The organism is Pigmentiphaga sp. (genome assembly GCF_033795525.1).
Taxonomy (GTDB): Bacteria; Pseudomonadota; Gammaproteobacteria; order Burkholderiales; family Burkholderiaceae_B; genus Pigmentiphaga.
Map to the genome: position 1 here is coordinate 135,618 of NZ_JARYGM010000003.1, position 22,017 is coordinate 157,634.

21 protein-coding genes and 1 pseudogene are annotated in these 22,017 nt (G+C 66.4%); 13 read left to right on the forward strand and 9 right to left on the reverse strand.

What is annotated here, in order from left to right:
* Positions 1–23 precede the first annotated feature (23 nt).
* Together sigJ and QHC78_RS09255 are read left to right on the forward strand one after the other, a co-directional pair.
* Positions 24–890 (forward strand): RNA polymerase sigma factor SigJ, encoded by an 867-nt coding sequence (gene sigJ / locus QHC78_RS09250; protein ID WP_319743726.1) that lies wholly within the window; start codon positions 24–26, stop codon positions 888–890.
* 124 nt (positions 891–1,014) lie between these two features.
* Entirely contained in the window at positions 1,015–1,497 is a 483-nt protein-coding gene (locus QHC78_RS09255; RefSeq protein WP_319743728.1) for an LEA/WHy family protein, read from the forward strand.
* 11 nt (positions 1,498–1,508) lie between these two features.
* Here QHC78_RS09255 and QHC78_RS09260 read toward each other — a convergent pair whose 3' ends face one another.
* The gene (locus tag QHC78_RS09260; protein WP_319744875.1) at positions 1,509–2,159 is read right to left on the reverse strand and encodes a TetR/AcrR family transcriptional regulator; all 651 of its coding nucleotides are present in this window, start codon (positions 2,157–2,159) and stop codon (positions 1,509–1,511) included.
* Positions 2,160–2,270: 111 nt separating this feature from the next.
* Here QHC78_RS09260 and QHC78_RS09265 point away from each other — a divergent pair, with 111 nt between their 5' ends.
* Complete coding sequence (locus QHC78_RS09265; RefSeq protein WP_319743730.1) at positions 2,271–2,684, forward strand: VOC family protein; 414 nt, start codon at positions 2,271–2,273, stop codon at positions 2,682–2,684.
* 24 nt (positions 2,685–2,708) lie between these two features.
* Here the strand turns inward: QHC78_RS09265 and QHC78_RS09270 are convergent, their stop codons facing one another.
* Positions 2,709–5,216, reverse strand: a complete 2,508-nt coding sequence (locus QHC78_RS09270; protein WP_319743732.1) for a glucose/quinate/shikimate family membrane-bound PQQ-dependent dehydrogenase — start codon at positions 5,214–5,216, stop codon at positions 2,709–2,711.
* A 139-nt stretch (positions 5,217–5,355) separates the two neighbouring features.
* Here QHC78_RS09270 and QHC78_RS09275 point away from each other — a divergent pair, with 139 nt between their 5' ends.
* Positions 5,356–6,393: a DUF5924 family protein gene (locus QHC78_RS09275; RefSeq protein WP_319743734.1), complete on the forward strand. Its 1,038-nt coding sequence runs from the start codon at positions 5,356–5,358 to the stop codon at positions 6,391–6,393.
* Positions 6,394–6,403: 10 nt separating this feature from the next.
* Here QHC78_RS09275 and QHC78_RS09280 read toward each other — a convergent pair whose 3' ends face one another.
* On the reverse strand, positions 6,404–7,327 hold the full coding sequence (locus tag QHC78_RS09280; protein WP_319743736.1) for a DUF808 domain-containing protein: 924 nt from the start codon (positions 7,325–7,327) through the stop codon (positions 6,404–6,406).
* A gap of 64 nt (positions 7,328–7,391) precedes the next feature.
* Positions 7,392–8,420, reverse strand: coding sequence for a porin (locus QHC78_RS09285; protein WP_319743738.1), 1,029 nt, complete (start codon positions 8,418–8,420; stop codon positions 7,392–7,394).
* Positions 8,421–8,632: 212 nt separating this feature from the next.
* Between QHC78_RS09285 and QHC78_RS09290 the strand changes: the two genes are divergently transcribed.
* The 5 genes from QHC78_RS09290 to QHC78_RS09310 all read left to right on the forward strand — a co-directional run bounded on the left by QHC78_RS09290 (position 8,633) and on the right by QHC78_RS09310 (position 13,251).
* Positions 8,633–9,142, forward strand: coding sequence for a hypothetical protein (locus tag QHC78_RS09290; RefSeq protein ID WP_319743740.1), 510 nt, complete (start codon positions 8,633–8,635; stop codon positions 9,140–9,142).
* Positions 9,135–10,454, forward strand: coding sequence for a YfaP family protein (locus QHC78_RS09295; protein ID WP_319743741.1), 1,320 nt, complete (start codon positions 9,135–9,137; stop codon positions 10,452–10,454). Before QHC78_RS09290 ends, QHC78_RS09295 begins: the two co-directional genes overlap by 8 nt.
* A 186-nt stretch (positions 10,455–10,640) precedes the next feature.
* Positions 10,641–11,612 (forward strand): diacylglycerol/lipid kinase family protein, encoded by a 972-nt coding sequence (locus QHC78_RS09300; protein ID WP_319743743.1) that lies wholly within the window; start codon positions 10,641–10,643, stop codon positions 11,610–11,612.
* Positions 11,609–12,409, forward strand: coding sequence for a metallophosphoesterase family protein (locus tag QHC78_RS09305; RefSeq protein ID WP_319743745.1), 801 nt, complete (start codon positions 11,609–11,611; stop codon positions 12,407–12,409). The genes QHC78_RS09300 and QHC78_RS09305 overlap by 4 nt, the downstream gene beginning before the upstream one ends.
* Before the next feature lie 41 nt (positions 12,410–12,450).
* Positions 12,451–13,251 (forward strand): phosphatase PAP2 family protein, encoded by an 801-nt coding sequence (locus QHC78_RS09310; RefSeq protein WP_319743747.1) that lies wholly within the window; start codon positions 12,451–12,453, stop codon positions 13,249–13,251.
* Here the strand turns inward: QHC78_RS09310 and QHC78_RS09315 are convergent.
* Both QHC78_RS09315 and QHC78_RS09320 read right to left on the reverse strand, forming a co-directional pair.
* A complete protein-coding gene (locus QHC78_RS09315) occupies positions 13,214–13,822 on the reverse strand; it encodes a DUF937 domain-containing protein (RefSeq protein WP_319743749.1) in 609 nt (202 codons plus the stop codon). The genes QHC78_RS09310 and QHC78_RS09315 overlap by 38 nt on opposite strands.
* A gap of 132 nt (positions 13,823–13,954) precedes the next feature.
* Positions 13,955–14,746, reverse strand: a complete 792-nt coding sequence (locus QHC78_RS09320) for an EcsC family protein (protein ID WP_319743751.1) — start codon at positions 14,744–14,746, stop codon at positions 13,955–13,957.
* A gap of 146 nt (positions 14,747–14,892) precedes the next feature.
* Here QHC78_RS09320 and QHC78_RS09325 point away from each other — a divergent pair, with 146 nt between their 5' ends.
* Together QHC78_RS09325 and QHC78_RS09330 are read left to right on the forward strand one after the other, a co-directional pair.
* Positions 14,893–16,470: an MDR family MFS transporter gene (locus QHC78_RS09325; protein ID WP_319743753.1), complete on the forward strand. Its 1,578-nt coding sequence runs from the start codon at positions 14,893–14,895 to the stop codon at positions 16,468–16,470.
* 2 nt (positions 16,471–16,472) lie between these two features.
* Entirely contained in the window at positions 16,473–16,922 is a 450-nt protein-coding gene (locus QHC78_RS09330; protein ID WP_319743755.1) for a MarR family winged helix-turn-helix transcriptional regulator, read from the forward strand.
* A gap of 47 nt (positions 16,923–16,969) precedes the next feature.
* Here the strand turns inward: QHC78_RS09330 and QHC78_RS09335 are convergent.
* Positions 16,970–17,803: pseudogene (locus QHC78_RS09335) on the reverse strand (oxidoreductase); the annotation flags it as partial.
* Between the two features lie 14 nt (positions 17,804–17,817).
* Here QHC78_RS09335 and QHC78_RS09340 point away from each other — a divergent pair.
* Positions 17,818–18,726, forward strand: a complete 909-nt coding sequence (locus QHC78_RS09340; protein WP_413816454.1) for a LysR family transcriptional regulator — start codon at positions 17,818–17,820, stop codon at positions 18,724–18,726.
* A gap of 406 nt (positions 18,727–19,132) precedes the next feature.
* Here the strand turns inward: QHC78_RS09340 and QHC78_RS09345 are convergent, their stop codons facing one another.
* Positions 19,133–20,086 carry a siderophore ABC transporter substrate-binding protein gene (locus tag QHC78_RS09345; protein WP_319743759.1) on the reverse strand — a complete coding sequence of 318 codons (954 nt, stop codon included), beginning with the start codon at positions 20,084–20,086 and terminating at the stop codon, positions 19,133–19,135.
* A 185-nt stretch (positions 20,087–20,271) separates the two neighbouring features.
* Here QHC78_RS09345 and QHC78_RS09350 point away from each other — a divergent pair, with 185 nt between their 5' ends.
* Positions 20,272–21,000, forward strand: coding sequence for a GntR family transcriptional regulator (locus QHC78_RS09350; RefSeq protein WP_319743761.1), 729 nt, complete (start codon positions 20,272–20,274; stop codon positions 20,998–21,000).
* A gap of 39 nt (positions 21,001–21,039) precedes the next feature.
* Here the strand turns inward: QHC78_RS09350 and QHC78_RS09355 are convergent, their stop codons facing one another.
* The gene (locus QHC78_RS09355; protein ID WP_319743764.1) at positions 21,040–21,999 is read right to left on the reverse strand and encodes a tripartite tricarboxylate transporter substrate binding protein; all 960 of its coding nucleotides are present in this window, start codon (positions 21,997–21,999) and stop codon (positions 21,040–21,042) included.
* Between the last annotated feature and the right edge of the window lie 18 nt (positions 22,000–22,017).

Sequence of the window (22,017 nt, forward strand, 5' to 3'; positions counted from 1 at the left end):
GTTCCCCCAAGCGAATGCTCACGATGATGCCTGGCGACAGCGATTTCTTCGAAACACGGCGCCGCTTTCTATTCGGGCTGGCCTATCGCATGCTGGGCACGCGCGCGGACGCCGAGGATGCAGTACAGGAAACCTACATCAAGTGGTTCCACGCAGACCGGGCCTCGATCGAGAACCCCGCCGCCTGGCTCACCAGCATATGCACCAATTTATGCGTGGACATGCTGCGCTCGGCACACAAGACGCGGGTCGACTACGTCGGTTCGTGGCTGCCGGAGCCGATACATACCACCCTGGACGAAACACCCGAGTCGCGGGTGGAGCTGGCAACATCGCTGACCACGGCGTTCCTCTTAATGCTGGAGCGCCTCACCCCCAAAGAACGCGCGGCTTACCTGCTGCACGAGATTTTCGACCTGCCCTACCCGGACATCGCCGCGACGCTCGGCATGCAGGAGACGGCTTGCCGCAAGCTGGTGTCGCGCGCGCGGGAAGCGATCGAAGCAGGCAAGGTCCGGTACGTGACGCCGGAAGGCCGCCAGCAGGAATTGCTGGCGGCCTTCCGGGACGCGATCGACGGCCGGGGCACGGCACCGCTGGCCGCGCTGTTGTCGGACGACGTCCGCTTCTCGTCCGATGGCGGCGGCAAGGCCACCACGCTGCGCCAGGACCTCATGGGCAAGGCCTCGGTACTGCGGTTCGTCGAACGCGGATTGATGCGCTTCTGGCGCGGCATGGAGTGGATCGTGGCCGACATCAACGGCGCCAAGGGCGTGATCCTTCGCGAGCAGGGAGTAGCCACCGCCGCGATGACCTTCGCCTATCGCGAGGACGGGTCGGTATCCGACATCTACCTGGTACGCAACCCGGACAAGCTTGCCCATCTATAGACGCGCCTCGCCGCCCGTCAATGAGTCCTCGTCTCCGGAGCAAGAGGTAACAAGTTTTGCGGCCCGGGCTGTGCGCGCGCCCGGGGCGTTCTATCATGGAGCTTTGTTTGGACGGGCAACGACGATGCGCGCCATACCTTCCGGTTTCTCGCCGCTACGCAGGCATGCGCTGGTCGCCTTGTTCGCGCTGGCCGCCGCGGGGTGCGCACACCTTCCCGGGCGCGATCCGCTCGAAGTCCAGGTCGCGGGCATCGAGCCTCTACAAGGCGAAGGTCTGGAAATGCGGCTGGCGGTGAAGCTCCGCGTACAGAACCCCAACGACTCGGTAGTGGACTACGACGGCGCGGCCCTCGAGCTGGAACTCAACGGCAGGCGTTTTGCCACCGGGGTCAGCAGTGAACGCGGCAGCGTGCCGCGCTTCGGAGAGACGGTGCTGACGGTGCCGGTCTCGGTCTCCGCATTCAACGCCATCAGGCAGGCGCTCGGCATGGCCGACAGCGCGCGCCTGGACGACATCCCCTATGTGGTCCGGGGCAAGCTGTCGGGCGGGGTCTTCGGCACGACCCGCTTCTCGGACGAGGGCACGCTGAGCCTGCCCGGCTATTGACGGCACAACCGCTACAAGCCCTTTTCCACCATCTCCAGCAACCGCTTCCCCACTTCCTCCATCTGCGCCGGCGTGAAGCTGCGCAATGGTCCATCGATGACCAGCATGGCCAGGCCGTGCACCGCCGACCATGCCAGGTACTCCGCGGCAAAGCGGCGCTGTGGCGTGAGCAGCCCCGCTTCGGCCATGCGGTCCAGCGCCCCCGCGAGCAATTGGAAGGGATTCAGGCCGCTCTTGCCGGCCTTGGCGGCATCCGGGGCATCCGGGGCAGCCGGCGGCCCATCGACAGACACGAAAGCCGTACGGAACAAACCGGGCTCTGCCCGGGCGAAGCGCAGGTAGCCCCTGCCCACCGCGCGCAGGCTGGCGCGCGCATGGTCGGCCGCGGAACTGTCGCCGTCCACCCGGTCCAGCTCTGCTTCCATGGCCTGCGCCAGTTGGGACAGCGCCGCGGCCCGTACCGCCATGAGCAGGTCCTCGCGGTTCGCAAAGTGCCGGTAGGCCGCGTTCGGAACCACGCCGGCCCGACGCGTAGCTTCGCGCAGCACGACCGCCGACGGCCCCCCTTGCCTCGCCAGTTCGACCCCCGCATCCAATAGTGCACGGCGCAGGTCTCCGTGGCGGTAGGTGCGGCGGGAGGCGGGCGTAGCGTTACGGGTCATACCGATGTCAGGCTTCATGTGGACACTGTACATTATCTCTGATAACTTATGTGGACGCCGTCCACAAAGACGCCGCACGTCCCCACCGCAGTTCCACCAAAGGAGTCCACCATGCCTATCCAGCCCTATCTGTTCTTCGAAGGCCGCGCGGAAGAAGCGGCCGAGTTCTATCGCCAGGCGCTAGGCGCCGAAATCACGATGATGATGCGGTTCAAGGACAGCCCCCAGGCGCCGGGCGATGGCTGCTCGCCCCCGCCGGGTTCCGAAGACAAGATCATGCACATGTCCCTGCAGATAGGGGACGCCATGCTCATGGGCTCGGACGGCATGTGCCAGGGGCCCAATTTCCAGGGTTTCGCGCTGTCGCTCAACGCCAACGACGAGGCCGACGCAAAGCGCAAGTTCGATGCCTTGGGCGACGGAGGCAAGGTCCTCGCGCCGCTGGGCCCCACCTTCTTTTCTCCGAGCTTCGGCATGGTGGCCGACCGATTCGGCGTGACCTGGATGGTGCTGGTCACTCCTTGATTGGAGCCTTGGATCTGTTGCGCCCTATTGTTTCGGCAACGCGTAGGCGATGACGTGATCGCCCGCCTTCGTGCCCAGCGATCCATGGCCGCCGGCAACGACCAGCAGGTATTGCCGGCCGTCCTCGCCCGTATAAGTCATCGGCGTCGCCTGGCCGCCGGCCGGCAGGCGGCTCCGCCATAGCTGCCTGCCATTGCGCACATCATAGGCCCGCACGTAGTAGTCGAGCGTGCCTGACAAGAAGGCCACGCCGCCCGCGGTAATGATGGGACCTCCGAGATTCGGCACTCCCATTCTGAACGGCAGCGGCAGCGGCGAGCTGTCCCGTACCGTGCCGTTCTTGTGCTTCCAGACGATGCGGCCCGTACGCAAATCGGCCCCTGCAACGTAGCCCCATGGAGGCGCTTGGCATGGCAACCCCAGGGCCGACGTAAAGGCGCTGAGCTTCACCGCGAAGGGAGCGCCGAAGTTCTCGTTGAGGGAGGGCAGGCTGTCGTGCGGACGCTGCCCACCCTGCACGTACAGCGAGGTGTCGTCCTGCCGGGGCACCAGCTGCGAGATGAACGCCAGGTAGGTAGGGGTGGTAAATGCCATCTGCCGCTGCGGATCGACCGCGATACTTCCCCAGTTGAAGACACCAAAGTTGCCGGGGTAGATCAGCGATCCCCGGGTGGACGGCGGCGTATAGCGGCCTTCATAGCGCAACTGGTGGAACCGGATGCGGCAAACCAGCTGATCGAACATGGTGGCGCCCCACATGTCGGCCCCGGTCAAGGGAGGCGGATCGAACGACAAGGCCGACACCGGCTGGGTGGCAGCGGTATGGTCGCCCTGCGCCGCGCCCTGCGGGACAGGCTTTTCGGTCACGGGCAGCAGAGGGCGGCCGGTGCGCCGGTCCAGGACATAGAGCTCGCCTTGCTTGGTCGGCTGCACCAGCGCGGGCACGGTTTCTCCGCCCACGTTCAGGTCGATCAGGCTGGGCTGAGAAGGAACGTCGTAGTCCCACAAATCATGATGGACGGTCTGGAACGACCAGCGGACCCGGCCGGTTTCAAGGTCCAGGGCGACGAGAGACGACGAATACCGTTCCACGTTCTCGCTCCGATTCCCGCCCCACTGGTCGGGCGGTTGGTTGCCCAGGGGCACATAGACCATGCCCAGCTCCTCGTCCACGCTCGAGATCGACCAGCTGTTGGGCGAGTTGGGCGTATAGGTCCGGCCTTCTGCAATGGGCGCGGTATCGTCCGGATTGCCTGAATCCCAGTTCCATACCAGGCGGCCGGTACGGATGTCGAACGCACGGATCACGCCGGAGGCCTCGTTCACCGAGACGTTGTCCAATACCGTCCCGCCCACGATGATGAGGCCCCGCGCCACCACCACGGGAGAGGTCGAGTAGTAGGAGCCGGGCTTGACGTTGGGCATGTTGCGCCAAAGATTGATCTGGCCGGTCCCGCTTCCGAAATCGAGGCAGACACCTCCGTCCTCCGGATTGAGCGCAATAATGCGGCCATCCGCCGTGGGCATGAACAGCTTGGACGAACAATAGGCGGAGGTCTTGCCGTCGTGGGCCGCGACCGGCTGGCCGGGATTGGCAGCGGCGGTTTGCCCGGGATTGGCCGCGGCCGGCTGGGGCGCTGCCGCCGTGCCCGCGGCGCTTGCCCCGGGTCCGGGCACCGATGCCCCGCTGTAATAGGACAACCCCCGGCAGGTAAGGTGCTGCAATGCCAGCTTGTCCTGCACGCGAGGATCGTAGCGCCACAGCTCTTCGCCGGTGGTCGCGTCCAGGGCAATTACCGACTGGTGTGGGGTACACAGGAACAGGCGGTTGCCGATCTTGAGCGGCGTGACCTGGAAAGTCGTCTCCTCGGGATCGCCTTCGCGGCCCCGGACGTCGCCGGTGCGGTATGTCCAGGCTTGTTCCAGGCGCTCGACGTTGTCGGGAGTGATCTGCGCCAGCGCCGAGTAGCGCTGCCCATATCCGGTCCCCCCGTAGGCGGTCCATTCGTCTCCGGCGGCAGGAGCCGCGACAACGCCGCGCGGTTCGCCGCCAAACTCCCCTTCTACACGGTGCGGGTCGATGAACCACGACACCACGCCCACCGCCAGAAAAAGCCCCAATGCCGCGGCCAGCGCAATGCGGCCATGCTGCACCGGCGCCTGCGACGACAGCAGCGCCCCGGCTTCGAGGCCGGGCGGCTCCAGCCGGCGCCGGATCCACGGCGTGAGGAGGAACAGGCCCAGCACGAACAGCACGTCGCCCCGCGCGGCCAAGGGCCACCAATCGATGCCCACCTCCCAGAGCGCCCATAGCAGCGTGCCGAGCACCAGGGCCGCATAGATCCAAAGCGACCAGATATTGCCGCGCGCAAGCTGCACGCCGCAAGCCACCAGGGCGAGGCCGGCGATGACGTAATACCAGGAGCCGCCAAGCGCGGCCAGCCACGCCCCTCCCGCTGTCAACGCGAGACCGAGCAACGCGATGACGATACCGGTGACGATCAAGAGGCCGTGTCGGGGAAAGGCAGGCATGGCGTTTCCTTGATGCAATGGGTGGACGTGCGAGCGCGGCCTCAACAAGATTCGTGCCTGGGCGCCGCGCGGCTGCGGCGCCCAGTGCCGGTGATAACATCCATGGGACCTGCTATTTTTCATCCGGGGCCGGCGCACCGTGCCTAACTGGAAAACCCTTTTGCTTCGCCTCGCCGGACTGGTCCAGCGCTATCCGGGCACCATCGCGGCCTTCGGCTTCATTTCCGGCGTCATCAGCTTCCTGACTGTCGAGCGCCACGAAGGCTTCGCCCGCGGCATCGCGATCATCATGCTCGTCAGCTGGATATGGCTGGTGTTTGAACAGGCGACGCGGCAGCGCCTCGCGCAGCGCTTTGGCTGGACCATCCCTACGCCTGTATTGCGCTACGCCACCCAGTTGATCCACCAGGAAGGACTGTTCTTCGTCCTGCCTTTTCTCTATGTCTCCACCACCTGGAACAGCGGCCAGGCTCTGTTTACGGGCCTGCTCGGCGCGGCGGCGCTGGTCGCGCTGGTCGACCCGCTCTATTTCAAGTGGTTGTCTTCCCGGCGGTGGCTGTTCCTCACCTACCACACCGTTACCTTGTTCGCGGTGCTGCTGACGGCCCTGCCGCTCATCCTGCGCGTACCCACTGGCAATAGTTACAAGCTGGCCCTTGGAGTGGCGGTTCTGTTGTCCTTCCCCTCGCTCGCGGATTTGATCCCGCTGCAGGCACGTTGGCGCAAATGGGCGGTGGTGGGCCTGATGCTGGCGCTCGGCGCCGTGGGATGGTTTGGACGGCTATGGGTTCCGCCCGCCACGCTCAGGCTGACCAAGGTCGCCATCACGACCCAGATTGACAGCCGCGACATGGAAGCCCGCAACAGCCTGCGCACCGTCGGCCCGGCGCAGATGCGCGGCGGCGGCATCTATGCCTACACGGCTATCAACGCGCCGCTGGGGCTGCGCGAACACATCTACCACGTCTGGCTGCACAATGGCCGCGAAGTGGACCGCATCGCGCTCGACATCCAGGGCGGACGCAAGGAAGGTTATCGCGCCTGGACCCACAAACAGAACTTTCCGGCGGACCCGCGCGGACGATGGCAGGTCAAGGTCGTGACGGACGCTGGCCAGATGATAGGCACGCTGCGCTTCCAGGTAGAAGACGCCGGGCCGACGCCGGCCGGCCCTTAGCGCGCAGCGCTCACTTGCGCAGCAGCTTGCGCCCCAGTTCGACGACCAGCACGATGGCCGCGCCGACCGCCAGTCCGACCGCGATCTCCAGCAGGAACGGCAGCACCGCGGCTGCCACCGGCCCCACTGCCGGCCACGCCGCGGCCAGACTGGCCAGGTGTTCGATTCCATGATGGACCGGGCCCAGTCCATGGGACAGGATGGAGCCGCCGACGGCAAACATCGCCAAGGTGCCGATGATGGACAGGGCGTGCATCAGGAAGGGCGCCGCGGCGACGATGCCGCGCCCCACGAGCCGTGCCAAGCCCGAGCGCGCTCCCACCAGGTAGCCGCCCACATCGTCCAGTTTCACAATCGCGGCCACCAGTCCGTAGACACCTACCGTCATGAGCAGGGCTATGCCGACCAGCACGGCTACCTGCATCCCGAAGTCGGCGTCGGCCACCGTCCCCAACGTAATCGCGATGATTTCGGCCGAGAGGATGAAATCGGTCCGCACCGCGCCCTTGATCTTGCCGCGTTCGAAGGCCACCATGTCGACACGGGGGTCCTCGAGCGCCTTGAGCCGTTCTTCGTGATGCGCCGCTTTGTCGTGGCCCGGCAGGAATTTGGCGGCCAGCTTCTCGGCGCCTTCGAAGCACAGGAAGGCGCCCCCCACCATCAGCAGCGGCGTGATGGCCCACGGCGCAAATACGCTGATCAGCAGCGCGGCCGGCACCAGTATGGCCTTGTTCAGCAACGAGCCTTTGGCGACGGCCCACACCACCGGCAGCTCGCGATTGACCGAGACCCCGGTTACCTGCTGCGCGTTCAGCGCGAGATCGTCCCCCAGCACTCCTGCCGTCTTCTTGGCGGCCACCTTGGTCATGACCGAGACGTCGTCCAAAACGGACGCAATATCATCGAGCAACGCGAAAAAACTGCTGCCAGCCATCAACACTCCTTGGGCGTCCAAGCGCCATGGAAAGAACCGGGCGGAACAAGACTCGCGCCCGATGTTAGAAGCTGTGATTCATGCCCAGTCCCAGATTGGTACGGCTGCCCTGGTTGGCGGGACGGCCATGACCGAGCCCGGCATAGAGCTGCGTCCGCTTGGACAACGCATACGATACGCCCGCGCTGACATAATTGGTGGCGCCGCTGCGGCCATAACCCTGGAAGTCGCGGCCTATGCCGAGCTTCAGCGTCGCCGCGCCGATGCGGTGGGTAGCGGCCAGCATGGCGGTAGTCCGGCGCCTATGGGCTTCGCCCAGGAAGGCCTGGCTGGCGGCCGTCAGGCTGGTCAGGTTGGCTGACGCCATGACGCGCGTATTGCCGCGCCCATAGGCCAGCCCGACGAAATAGGTCTTGTCGTTCACGCTGTTGCGTTCGCCGGAAAAAAGAAAGGTCACGTTGCCATTGTCGTAATTGATGCCGGCGGCGAGGCCGCGCTTGCTTTCGACGGTACCGTTGGCATCCGGAATCCTGCTGCGATCGCCGTTGGCCGACAGGTGGACCGACCAGCCCCCCATGGCAGGCGAATCGTAGAACACTCCATTGTTCACCCGGCTGTAATCGCCTACCGGCCCGTTGCGGTATGGATCGGCGCGATAGGACGGATGGTAGATCTGCCAGGCGATGGAGGCCACGCGATCGAAGTTGTACCAAGGGTCGAACTGCCAGTCGAGCGACCACATCGGCGTCATGGCCCGGCCCAGCCGCAGCTGTCCGAAAGGGCCGCTCACCCCCACGGTCGACTCGCCATAGAAGAACGGCGAACCGCCGCTGGCCTCGAGGGTGCCGGTATCGATCTCGAAACGCGACTGGAGATGAAAGATCGCCTTATAGCCATTGCCGAGGTCTTCCGACCCCCGAATGCCCCAATAGCTGCGCTGGATGTTGCCCAGAGACGTGGGTCCGCCCGCCAGCTTATAGATGCCGGCATCGACGACACCATAGAGTGAGATGGAGGAATCAGCGCAGGGCGCGGCGGCCGGTGCCATGCCCCCGCACAAGGCGAGCACCGCGGCGCCGTGTGATTTCTTCATATTCCGGCTCCCAAATAACACTGCGCCCCAAGTTTCGCGTGATTGACGCATCTTGGCAAAGCCAAGCATGCCGGCGGAGAAGTACGCAGGATCCACGACGACCGAATGGTCCCATTGGCAGCCCATGCGACGGCCAGGAGAGGCCTAATGACGCCGGTCCGCCGCCATCGTCATACGGCGCGCCCTTACCGCTCATGCACAGGAATATCGCCATGATCCGCCTTGGTCCCGCAACGTTCTTCACCGTGCTCCTGCTTGTCGCCTGCGGCGGCGAAAGCGAGACTCCACCGGCATCCGTGCCCCATTCCGTCGAAGACCTCGAAAGCCAGGGCCAGCTTCCCGTGCTCGACCGGTCTGCCGATCTGGCCGGACCGGACATCGACAACAATGGCGTACGCGACGATATCGATGCCTGGATCGGCCGGCAGGGCGGCGCGGACGCATGGCAGAAAGCGCTCCGCCAGCTGGCGCGTACGTACCAGGGCGCCGTGCGGGCGGGCGGGGACGCGGTAGCGGCCCAGGATGTGGCCGCACGCACCGGCCGCGCCATTGCCTGCGTCATGACGCGCAGCGAGTCACCCGCCCAAGGCTCCGCCGCCATTGCCGACATGCGCAAAATGACCGCCAATACCAAGGCCCGCGTCATGGCCTATCTCGACTATTCGGCAGCGCTCGACGGCGCCGTCATGTCGCTGCCCCCCGGGGACGGCTGCGATGACTAGCCTGGTGACCCGATGGCTGCAGGCCACCACGCTGGCCATCGCGAGCGCGCTGGCGTGGCCCAGCTTTGCCGCCGACCTTTGCCCGGCCTACACGCACACACTGGCCTTCTTCAATGGCGTCTGGAACACCCCCGATGCGGCCATGACCGGCGCCCGCGCCCTATCCGCCACGCTGGACGAAGCGCTGGTTGCCGGCCCCGGCCACGCGGGCATAGAGGTCGGCGCCGAGGTGTTCTACAACGCCAGCGGACTGCAGCGGAGCACCAGCGGCGGCATCGAAGACCTGGTCGAGGTGTTCCAGCAACGCACTGCCGAACTCGACGCCGCGCTGCGGCAGCGGTGGGAATTGTTCTGGGAAGTCGTCGATGGCCGCCAGGACTGGTGGCGCAAGATAGCCAGCGTGCTGCCGCGCGCCTACGCGGTCGCCACTGCCCTCACTGAAGCGCGCAACGCGCGCCTCATCGCCCAGATAGCGTCGCTCGGCGCGCGCCCGCCTACCGAAGTCGATTACGCCGCCCACCTGTTGCGGTTGCGCGCGCTGCTGGCGTTGGGCCGCAGCGTACTGATGGTCGGGCATTCGCAGGGCAATTTCTTTCTCAACATGGCGCATCGCGCGGTGGCGGGCACGGCGCCGACGGCAACGGCGGCCGTCCACATCGCTCCGGCATCTTCCGAGGCCAGCGGGCCGCACTTGCTGTCGGGCAACGATACCGTCATCGCGGCGCTGCGCGGCCTGATTCCCGGAACGCCCCCGCCGCCCAACATCTGGCTTGTGCCGTCCACGGCCGACGTGACGGGGCACATGCTGGTCGAAACCTACCTCGACTCCGCGCGTTCAGGCCGCGCCACGGCAGGCAGGCTGATGGCGGCCGGTCTTCTGGGGCTGCGCAGAGCCGAACCGCAGGCCAGTCCGGGATTCTTCACCGCCACGCTGGCCTGGGACGGCGAAGGCGACATCGACCTCCACGTGATGGAACCCGGCGGCGCACACGTGCACTATGGCGCCCGGATCGGCGCAAGCGGAATGCTGGATCTCGATGACACGTCGGGCTGGGGCCCGGAGCACTACCACGCCACCTGCGATTCCGACCGATTGCAGCCGGGCCTCTACAGCGTAGGGATCAACAACTACGATGCGCCGGCAGGCCGGAAGGCAACGGTGCAGATCGCGACCGCAGACCGGGGCGTCGTACGCACCGTACGGGTCGACTCCGGGCCGCGGCGAGGGCCTGCCGGCGATGCCGCGCCGTTGTCCCTCCTGGGTGTGAACGTCGCGCACACCTCGGACGGATGGACTGCGACCGTCCATTGAGGCCAGCGGGATGTAGCGCGCGTATCATCTGCCGTCTCCGTTATTGTGGTACGTCGTGACGCGGCGGTTGCGCCTTCGCAGAAGGTAGAAGCTCCGCCTGGGGGCCGCCATAGCGGCAATCCAATGCCGCCATTGCGCGGATATGATGATGGTGGAGAGCTGCCGCCCTGCGGCTGAGGTGCCCTCATGCAGAATGTCGTTTCTTCGGTGCCGGAGCTTGCCGGGACCGAGCCCTTCTTCATCGTGCTGAACACCGGCTCGGGCCGCGACGGCGCGTCGGACAAGCGCGCGGTCATCGACCGGGTACTGGGAAGAGCCGGCCGCCGCCACGAGATGCGCCTGGTACAACGGCCGGCCGACTTGGCGAGCGCGGCCCGCTGGGCGGTCGACCGGGCCCGCGACGAGCGCGGCGTCGTCGTCGCGGCAGGCGGCGACGGCACGCTCAATGCCGTCGCCCAGGTCGCCCTGGGCACCGGCCTGCCCTTTGCCATTTTGCCCCAGGGCACCTTCAACTATTTCGGCCGGACCTACGGCATTCCCACCGATACCGAACGGGCCGCGGCTGCGTTGCTCGATGCCCGCATCCTGCCGGTCCAGATCGGCATGCTCAATGGACACGCATTCCTGGTCAATGCCAGCGTCGGCCTCTACCCTCAGTTGCTGGAAGACCGCGAGGCGTTCAAGCAGCGCTACGGGCGCAGCCGCGCCGTCGCGCTGGTCTCGGGGCTGATTACGCTGCTGCGCCGCCCACGCCAGCTGCACCTGGAACTGGTACGGGACGGCCAGCTCCGTCATTTGCGCACTCCCACGCTGGTGGTGGGCAACAACGCCCTGCAGCTGGAGCGGCTGGGCTTCAAGGACACAGATGTTCTTGAGCAAGGGGGCCTGGTTGCCCTCAGTCCCAAACCGGTAGGCACGCCTGCGCTGTACTGGATGATCCTGCTCGGCGCGCTGAGCCGCCTCGGGGAAGCCGACAATGTCGTCAGCTTCGGCTTTCAGCGGCTCGTGGTGACGCCGCGGGGCGGACGCAAGACCCGGTACAAAGTAGCCATGGACGGCGAAGTCTCGCGCATGCAGGCGCCATTGACGTTCAACGTGAGCGAGCACCGGCTGCCGCTGCTGGTTCCCCGCCGGATGGATCCGGCCGACCGCGCATGACCGCCATCCTCCACGTCAGCGATACCCACTTCGGCACCGAGCGCCCCGCCGTGGTGGACGCCCTGGTCGACCTTGCCCGCGCATGCGAACCGGAACTGGTGCTGCTGGGCGGCGACATCACCCAGCGGGCAAGGCCAGTGCAATTCGCGCGCGCACAACGTTTTGTCGCACGGCTGCCGGCGCCGGTGCTGGCCGTGCCGGGCAACCATGACATCCCCTTGTTCGACGTGTTTACACGGCTGACCGCTCCCTACCGGCGCTACTGCGAGGCCTTCGGCCAGCAGCGCGAAGCGGTCTACGAATCCGATACGGTGCTGGCGATAGGCGTGGATTCGACCCGTGCCTACCGGCACAAGCAAGGCGAGGTGTCGCGGCAGCAGGTGGAGCGGGTGGCAGGCATCCTGGCCAGGGCGCGCCGCGGCCAGCTCAGGATCGTGCTGCTGCACCATCCCCTCGTTGCAGCGGAAGAGGGGGACCGGAAGAATCTCGTGCGCGGCCGCAAGTACGCGATGCGCGTGTGGTCCAGCATGGGCGCGGACCTGTTGCTGGGCGGCCATATCCACCTGCCCTACGTCGCCCCCCTGCCCATGGGAGCGCCGCACACGTGGACCGTCCAGGCCGGCACGGCGGTGTCGAGCCGCGTACGCAGCGGCATCCCCAATTCGGTCAACCTGCTTAAATGGCTCCCGAAAGAGGATGGCATGCGCGCCTGCATCGTGGAAAGATGGGATTATGGCGGCGACGCAGGCTTCGTGCTTCATACGGACCGATCGCTCGCGATTGCGCCGCGCGCTTAGGAAACGGCCCGGGCTAATCACCGCCTTGGGAAACACCGGTAATGATGACCATGGAACGTATCGCGGAACAATATGCAGGCACGGCATTCGCCGCGTGGCTGGCATGCGCCTGCGCGCTGGGACTGGCGGTAGCGTACGCCCTGGACGCCTCTCGCGCAGGCCCGGCCGGGCGTGCCCGGCTCATGGCGGCCTTGACTGCATTCGGGGTGGTCCTGTTCGCCGTCCTGGCCATCAACGTCGTGATGGAATCCCGGCTCGTGGCCTTCGACAACGCCCTGGCCGAAACCATAGCGCGCCACGCCTCGTCGGATTGGCTGCGCGCCTTGTCGGCATTGACGGTGCTGGGCAACCGCGACTTCCTGATCGCCCTCGGCACGGCCGTGTTTCTAGTCCTGCTGTGGCGGCGGCGACGGGGGGATGCGGCACTGTGGGTCGCGGGAGCACTGGGCGCAGCCCTCCTCAACGTCCTGCTCAAGCACATCTTCCAGCGCGTGCGCCCGGAGCATCTGCACGGCTTCGCCCACGAACTGGGGTGGAGCTTCCCCAGCGGGCACGCCAGCGGCGCCATGTCCGTCTACGGGCTGCTCGCCTACCTGCTGGCTGGAACGGCTGCCCCCGGGTGGCGCAAAGTCATTGCCATGGTTGCCGCGGGCTTGATCGCCAGCATCGGATACAGCCGCGTCATCCTGCAGGTGCATTTCCTCAGCGACGTCATCGCGGCCTTCGCAATAAGCGGCGCCTGGACCCTGCTTTGCATCCGGATACGGGAAAGCATGGCGCCAGGCCATGTCCGCCCGGCCGCGGTCAGGCCCGGCCGCCGAACAGCGTGCCGCCGATCTTGATCAGGTCCTCCATGCCGACCTGGCCATCGCCGTTCTGATCGAGCAGGGAGTCCAGCAGCCCGCCGCCTTGCTGGCGCGCAGCGTCGCGCTCCTGCCCCAGTGTGGCGCCGAGGCTGTCGGGGGTCATCCCGCCCGACTGTACGCGCTGTGCGAGGAAAGCCATCACGATGGGGGCCAGCATCTTCAGCAGATTGGCGGCGTTGCCGCTGCCCAGGCCCGTGGCCTGGCCCAACCCGTTCTCGACGCGCTCCTGGCTGCCGCCGAAGATATGGCCCAGAATACCGTCCGCGCCGGCGGGCCCGCCCTGGCCCGCCCCGCCAAGCAACGAGCCCAGCATGCCCTGCAGCCCGCCGCCTCCGGCGTGGTCCTGTTGCAAGGCGCCGAACAGCGCCTGCGCGCCCTGCGGCTGCGCGGCGTTCTTGCCCATCGCGCCTAGCAGCAGCGGCAGCGCGGTACTCACCGCCTGCTGGGCCTGGCCCGTATCGGTACCCAGTTGCTGGGCAAGCTGCTGCAGGGGAGCACCCTGCAGTTGGGACATCAGTTCTTCGGACAGGGAAGTCGGGGCGTTCATAGCCTTCCTCGCAAGAATATTCGCCGGCGTGCCGCCGGCCCAGCGGCAATCGTAAGCTGCCCAAGCATGAGCCGGGCCGCCATTAACAGACTGATACGACTTGCCTGCAAGAAAGCGCGGCAGTGCCGCGTGCTAACGGCGGCTGGGCAAGGCGTAGAAAGCTTCGCGCACGGCCTCGGGTCCGTGGGCCCGCTCCAGCCGGCGTATCGTGAAATGGCCGCGTCCCATGTCCTGGAAATGGTCGATGAACAACGCGTTGATGGCGCCGCCGCCGATGGCCCCGATCACCGGGATGGACTGCGCCAGCGCCTTTTCCGAAACCGCAATGGAAAAACGGGAAGCGATCTCGGAAACCAGGCGCACCAGCACGGGCGCGCTGCCTTTGGCGGCGCCGTGCTGCGCCAGATACTGGCTAGCCGAGGCAATAGCCTGCGCCAGCGCCGTGCGGGAGGCGAAATAACCGGCGTCGGTCGCATCGTCGACCCGCGACGGGCCGCCCAGCGCCAGCACATGCAGGCACTCGAGCCGTGCCTCCGCGGTCTTCAAGTCTTCACCCTGGCTGCGGGCGATATCGGCAATCGAACGAAGCATGATGGTCGTCGATATCGGGAGTTCCACGGCCAGCCCCGCCATGCCGAACGCCCCGCCCACGGCACCCGAGGCCCCGGCTGCAAGCTTGTGCCAGCGCTCCGTGGGGGCCGCCGGCTTGGCCGGATCCATGGTCAGCAAGGCGACGTCCAGGGCCTTGCCAATGGAACGGCGAGTGACCTCGTCGATCATCGCCGAGACCTTGGCAGGCAGAGCGGCGAGCGTGCGCTCGATCGGCTTGCCGGCGAACCCCGCTATACGCGCGGCGATACCGGGATGTTCGAGCAGGTACTTGGCATGGGCAAGGTCTTGCAGGTCGGTGTCGGACAGCGGCATGGACAGTCCTCGATTGGATTCCGGTCCATCTTAAACAAAAACCCGGCTGGAGACCGCGCCGGACAGGCGGTCGCACCGGCTAACCCAGCCGGCCCAAGCAGGACTACAATCATTGATCGATCAATGATTTCGTCTTCCATCTTTCCATGTCCACGCTCCCCCAGCATTCCGAAGGCCAGGTACTGCCGTTCCGCCAGTCCCTGATGGCCGTGCTCGGCATGTGCTTCGTCATGGTCATGGTGGCCATCGACCAGACGGTGGTGGGCACCGCGCTCCCAACCATCGTGGCGGAGCTGCAGGGATTCGATCTCTACGCGTGGGTCGCCACCGCCTATCTGCTGCCTTCGGTCATCACGGTTCCGATCTTCGGCAGGCTGGGCGACTATTACGGACGCAAGCCGTTCGTGATCGCGGCGATCTTCGTCTTCACCATCGCCTCGGTCCTGTGCGGCGCCGCCAACAGCATGCTGGGCCTGGTCCTGGCCCGCGCGCTGCAGGGCATAGGCGGCGGCATGCTGGTCGGGTGCGCCTTCGCCTGTATCCCCGACCTGTTTCCCGAGCCCCGGGTCCGGCTGCGCTGGCAGATCATCGTCAGTTCCGCTTTCGGCATCGCCAATGCCGTGGGCCCTTCGCTGGGCGGCATCCTGACCGAGCAGTACGGCTGGCGCTCGGTATTCTTCGTGAACGTGCCGGTCGGCGTGCTCGGCGCGTGGTTCGTCTTCCGCTATCTACCTCGTATCCGCCACCATACCGCGGCCAAGGTACAACTCGACTGGCCCGGTGCGGTGCTGATCGCGCTGGCGCTCGGCAGCCTCCAGATGCTGGTCGAAATGCTCCCCAAAGGCATGTCCACCACCGTGCTGCTGCTGGGCGTAGGCAGTGTCTGCGCATTCACGGCACTCTATTTCTGGGAGCGGCGCTGCCCCATGCCGCTGCTGCCCTTCGACATGTTCCGCAACCCGGCACTGGCCGCGCTGTTCCTGCTGGCCTTGCTCGTGGGCTTCATCATTTTTTCGCTGCTTTTCTATGCACCGCTGCTACTGCAGGGAGGATTCGGCATGTCGCCCCAGGAGGCCGGCCTGCTGATCACGCCCATGGTGGTATGCATCACCGTCGGCAGTATCGTCAATGGCCGCATCATCACCCGCATCGAAAAGCCGAACCGCATGCTCTATGCCGGCTTTGCCGTGATGGGACTGGCGTGCCTGGGCATCATCACGACCCACCACGACACACCGCGCGCACTCATCGCGACCTACATGTTCCTGGCCGGACTGGGCATAGGCTTCATCATGCCCAACCTGACGGTGTTCGCGCAGCAGATGGCCAGCCGCACCGACCTGGGCATCGCCACCGCCATGCTGCAGTCACTGCGCATGGTGGGCGGCATGCTGGGCACCGCCATGGTCGGCACCATGGTCACGCACAGCTATCTCGCGCATGTCACCGAAGCGCTGCAAGAAGGCCAAGCCATGCAATGGCTGCCGCAGCTGCACAACCCCCAGGTGCTGGTCGACCAGCAGGCACAGCAGGACCTCGTCTCGCAGCTGGTGCAGCACGGACGGCACGGGGCGGACCTGATCGAACAGGCGCGGGTCGCCCTGGTGCACGGCATCCACGACGGCCAGCTGCTCGCCCTGGCCGTCGCGCTGCTGGCTTTGTGGCTGGTACGCCGGGTGCCGCCGGTCCAGATCATGCAGCCCGAGCGGCGCGACAAGGCCTAGCCATGAAGCATCAGCAACGAGGCCTCCAGATCATCCAGCGGCTGGGCCAGACGTATCGCGCCATGCAAGCCGGCTTCAGCGCCAGGGTCGGCCACGCCTTGCCTCGCTGGCGCATCCTGCTGGCGCTGGCCGAGAGTGGGACATGTTCCCAGAAACAGCTCGCAGAACGCTGCCGGCTGGACCCCGCCTCGCTGACCCGCCTGCTCCAGGCCATGGAGCAGCAAGGCTGGATCGCCCGGCACGTGCATCCCCAGGACAACCGGCTCACCAACGCCAGCCTCACCCCGCAAGGGCAGGCGGTGGTCGACGAAGCCATGCCGCGGCGTGCCGCGTTCTTCGACGAAGCCTTGCAAGGCCTGTCGACACAGGACCTCGACGCGCTGCTGCGGACGCTGGAGATCCTCGAGCAGAATTTCAAGCGCGCCGCTGGCGAGCCGGGAGGCAGCGACTAGGCCGGCTGTACGGCGGCCTAGTCGCGTACCGCTACTCCTGCATCGCCTCAGGCGGCAAAATCCGTCGACTGCGACAACGTCTTCCACTGCTCCACTTCGCTGGCCACCTGTGCATTCTTCTTGGCGATGGCGGCCAACGTATCGGTACCCAGGGCCAGGCGCAGCGGCGGTTCGTCCGCATCCACCAGCTTCACCACGGCTGCGGCCAGCTTACGGGGGTCCCCGGGTTGATTATGGTTGAGGCTTCGCGCCGCGCGCCGCACCGCCCCGGATGTCGCATCATAGTCCTCGATGACCAGCGGTGCTACCGCAAGCGAGGACGAATCCAGGAAGTCCGTACGGAAATACCCGGGCTCGACCACCGTGGCATGAATACCCAGCGGCTTCAGTTCCGCATGCAAAGCCTCGGTAATCCCTTCGACAGCGAACTTGGTCGAGCTATAGACACCAAAGCCTGCTGCCGCGCGATAGCCGCCGATGGACGACAGGTTGATGACGTGCCCGGCACGCCGGGCACGCATCGCAGGCAATACGGCGCGCGTCACGTTCAACAGGCCGAATACGTTCGTGTCGTACATGCGGCGCACGTCGGCATCGGCGGACTCTTCCACGGCACCGAGCAGACCGAAACCGGCGTTGTTGATCAGCACGTCGATACGTCCGAAAACCTCGAGCGCGCCGCGGACAGCTTCCCTCGCCTGGGCCTCGTCGGTCACGTCGAGCGCCAGCGGCAGCAGGCCGGGTGCCGATCCCAAGCTTTGCGCGACGGCGGCTGCATTGCGGCCGGTGGCGACGACGGCATTGCCGTCTTCCAGTGCGGCGCGCGCCATCAGCGCGCCCAGGCCGCGGGCTGCGCCGGTGATGAACCAGACGCGCTTGAATGAAGGCTTGGTGAATTTTTTCCCCGCAAGCCGCGAGCCAGGCGGTCATGCAACTGGAAAGGGCGCTGGGCGTGCGCCTTTTCCATCGGACCACGCGCAAGCTGACCCTCACTGACGAAGGCCAGCGCCTGCTGGAACAGGCAGCCCCGGCACTGTCCCAGCTCGTCGCGGCCCTGGACGAGGTACGGCGCTCTGGCCACGAGGACAGCGGCCTGCTCCGGGTGAGCGCGCCGTCGGCGCTCGGCCGTGCGGTCCTGTGGCCCTACATGCTGGAGTTTTCCGCCGCGCATCCGGGGATCCAGCTCGACGTGCAATTCGACGACCATCTCACTGATCTGGTCAGCCAGCGCGCGGACGTCGGGTTCCGCGGCGGCATCGCACCGGCTGGCGGGACCATAGGCCGCCGCCTGCTGCCTATCCAGCTGATCGTCTGTGCGGCGCCGGACTACCTCGAGCGCCACGGCGCGCCGCGCTCCGTCGACGATCTTGCACATCACCGCTGCACGGGATACCGGCGCGCCAACACCGGAAAGGTGGCGCCATGGGAGTTCGTGGTCGGCGGCGAGACCGTGTACCGGGACTTTCCGGCGACGCTGTGCAGCAATGATCTCGACGCCGAAGTCGAAGCGGTGCTCACCGGGGGCGCGATCGGCCAACTGGGAAGCTTCTCGGCCGTGCCCCATATCCGCGCCGGCCGCCTAGTTCCCTTGCTGCTCGATCATGTCAGCGAGCGAGACGCCCTCTACATCTACTACCGCCGGCGTACGGAACAACCGCAGCGGGTCCGGGCGTTCATCGACTTCATGGTGGAACGCCTGGCGAACAATAGCCGCTTCTACCTGGACCGCACGGAGTTGACCCAGGCCGCCGGGGGCTCGCGCCGGAAGACCGCCACCGCGCCCGGCGGACGGGCGGCTCGATAAACGATGAAGCGACGGAACCTGCGGTCGGTGGCGGTCGGTCAGCTCAGGCTGACCCCGCTGCGCTTGACTACCTCGCCCCAGTGGCGAAACTCGCTCCGGATGTAGTCATTGGCTTCGGCAGGACTTTGGCTCAGGCGTGGAAGCGCCCCGATGGCGCGCAGGCGAACAAGGCGGCGGCGAGCGCGCGGACGCGCAGTTTGCCTCTTATATGAAGCGATTGCCCATCCGCGCGCCATGCGAACGCTCCAGCCACGATGAGATCGACCAGGCAGCCTTCTGCTCGACACATGGAGCCTCGCTGTTCACGGGCATGGAAACGATGTACCTGTTGATGAGCGTACTCCATGCGGCGCCGTGGCTCAGGCTGCTTACCCGGCGGCCCGGCGCACCGCTGCCCGAGCGTCGGTCAGAACGCACCTTTCTTCATCGCCTGCAGCATGTCCGCCGAGATGGCATGCAGGTTGTTCAGCCCCGTGCCCACCACATACCAGGCATTGGGGCTCGCGTAATAGACGCGGCCTTCGCGGAACGCGCGCGTGCGGCTGATCTCCGGATGCGCCGCCAGCGTTGCCGCCGCGGTCTTCTCGGCGCCGTTGATGGCGCCGCGGTCCAGGACGATCAGCCAGTCGGGCTCGGCCTGGGCCAGCGCACGAATCTCCTCGGCGCGCTTTGCGGCGGCGGCCTTGGCTTCGGGTGAACCGGCCGCGGGGCGTGTGGCGGGTGCAGCCGCAGGTTCGCGGCGCGGCACGACCGAGGTCAGGCCGGCGAGCTCATAGGCATAGCCGAACCGGTCTCCCGGCGCATGCGCCATGACGTTCTTGTTGGCGACGAACAGAAAGGCGCCGGTCTTGCCTTGGTTGACCCGGTGCAAAGCATCGAACTGCTTCTGGATGCGGTCCAGTGCGGCCGCCGCCTCGGCTTCCTTGCCGAAGGCCTTTCCCAGGGCCAGCGTATCGGCTTTGAACGAGGCGATAAAGCCGTCGGTATTGGCCCCCAGCGTAACGGTCGGCGCGATGGCCGACAGTTCGGGCACGGCCCTGCGCGAACGCCCGCTGGCAATGATCAGGTCCGGCTTGAGCTGCTTCAATGCGGCGTAATCGGGCTCGAACAGCGTGCCGATGACCGGGGTGCTGTTGTAGCGGCTCAGCGCTCCCTCGTAGCTGGACTTGGGCACGCCGGCCACCGGGACGCCCAGGGCATCGAGCGTGTCCAGCACTCCGAGGTCGAATGTAGCGACGGTTTTCGGGGCCGATGGCAGCGTCAGCGTGCCGTTGTCGTGGGCCAGCTCGAAAGCATGGGCCGGGACGCCGGCCAACAGGGCCGAGCCCAGGACGCAGGCGCTGAGGGTATGTCTGATCATTCTTCTTCCCGCATTCGATAATGAGAACCATCATCATTATGGGCCAAACACGGGTCCTGGCGCTACCGCAACCGCCGCCTGGCCGGATAACGGCCCCTGCGGATGCTAGAATTTTTGACCCCAAGCCGCGCCATGCCAGTCCGGCGGCGGCCTCCTCCCTCCTTCCGCGACTGCTACCGCCTCACATGCTCCCCGACCGCAAACCGCTGTACATCGTTCTGGCTGAGAAGATCGCGCGGGCGATCGAGGAAGGCGCCTATCCCGTAGGTGGGTTCCTGCCCACCGAAACCCAGCTTTGCGACGAGTACAAGGTCAGCCGCACGACGGTCCGGGAGGCCGTGCGGGTACTGCAGGACCTGGGCGTGGTCTCGCGCAAGCAGGGCAGCGGCACCGTGGTCGAGTCGACGAAAGCCCGTGGCAAGTATGTATTCGAGATCGATGCCATCCCGGACCTGTGGCAATACGTCGAATCGACCGAGCTGAAAGTCGGCAACACGCGGCTGATCGATCATTCCGACGCGCTGGTCACCTTGCCCGCCGGGGAATGGTATCTGATCGAGGCAGTCCGTTTCCTGGACGGCGAGCCGCTGGCATGGAAGCACGTCTACCTTGACGCGCGCTATGGCGAGGCGGTGCAGGATGTCGGCACGCGGCGCGTTCCCATTTACTCGCTGCTGGAGCAGCGCTACGGGCTCAAGACCGAGCGCATCCACCAATCCATCGGCGCGGTGACCATGCCGGCGCCGGCAGTGGCCGCGCTGGGCATGGCGGACGGCGCCATCGGCCTCGAGATCCTGCGCACCTACTACGACGACAGCCACAGGTTGTTCGAGGCCACCCTCACCATTTATCCGCCCAATCGTTTCAAGTACGACAACGAGCTGAAACTGCAGTACGGATCGGTCGGCGCCTGACGCGCCACCGCCCGGCGGTGGCTGAGCGACGGCGGCCGCTTATTGCGCTTTCACAAGGCTCGCCATCTTCGCGTACTTGGCCATGTCGCGCTCGATCAGCGTCGCCAAGGCGCCGCTGGGCCCGCCTATGGGCGTGCTCCCTTCGGTTGCCAGCTGCTTCTTCACGGCATCGTCGGCCAGCGCCGCGTTGAACGCCTCGTTCAGGCGCGCAACCACGGCTTCCGGCGTCCGGGCCGGGGCCAGGATGCCGTACCAGCCCGCGAGCTCGTACCCCGGCACGCCGCTTTCCGCGACGGTAGGCACATCGGGCATGGATCCCACACGCTTGCCCGTGCTGACCGCCAACGCGCGCACCGCGCCGCTTTGCAGATGTGGCGCAGCTGACGGCACGCTCGAGAAATACATGGTGACATCGCCCCGAATCACGTCGATCAAGGCGGGCGCGCCGCCCTTGTAGGGCACGTGCTGGATCTGCGTCCCCGTCATGCTTCCCAGCAGCGCGCCGGCAAGATGCGGCGCGCTGCCCGTGCCCGACGAGGCGTAGGTATAGCGGCCGGGGCTGGCCTTCGCCAGCGCGGTCAGTTCGGCCAGGGATTTGGCCGGCACGTTCTTGCCGACCACCAGCACATAGGGAGACTCGGTCAGCTGGATGATGGGGGCGAAGTCCTTGACGCCGTCATAACCGAGGTTGGGGTACACCAAGGGGTTGATGGCGTGGGCGGCGGACACCAGCAGTATGGTGTAGCCGTCCGGCCGCGCCCGCGCCACCAGCTCGGTGCCGATAGTGCCGCCCGCGCCGCCCTTGTTGTCGATCACGATCGGCACGCCCAGGCGCGATTCGGCGCTGCGCGCGACGATACGCGCCACGGCATCGTTGGCTCCGCCGGGGGCGAACGGCACGACCAGGGTGATCGGGTGGGAAGGGAACTGCTGCGCCGGCGCGGGCAACGCGCACAGCAAAAGGGCAGCGCCCAATACGGCGCCCAAGGGTCGCTTCATGTCTGTCTCCTCGATATG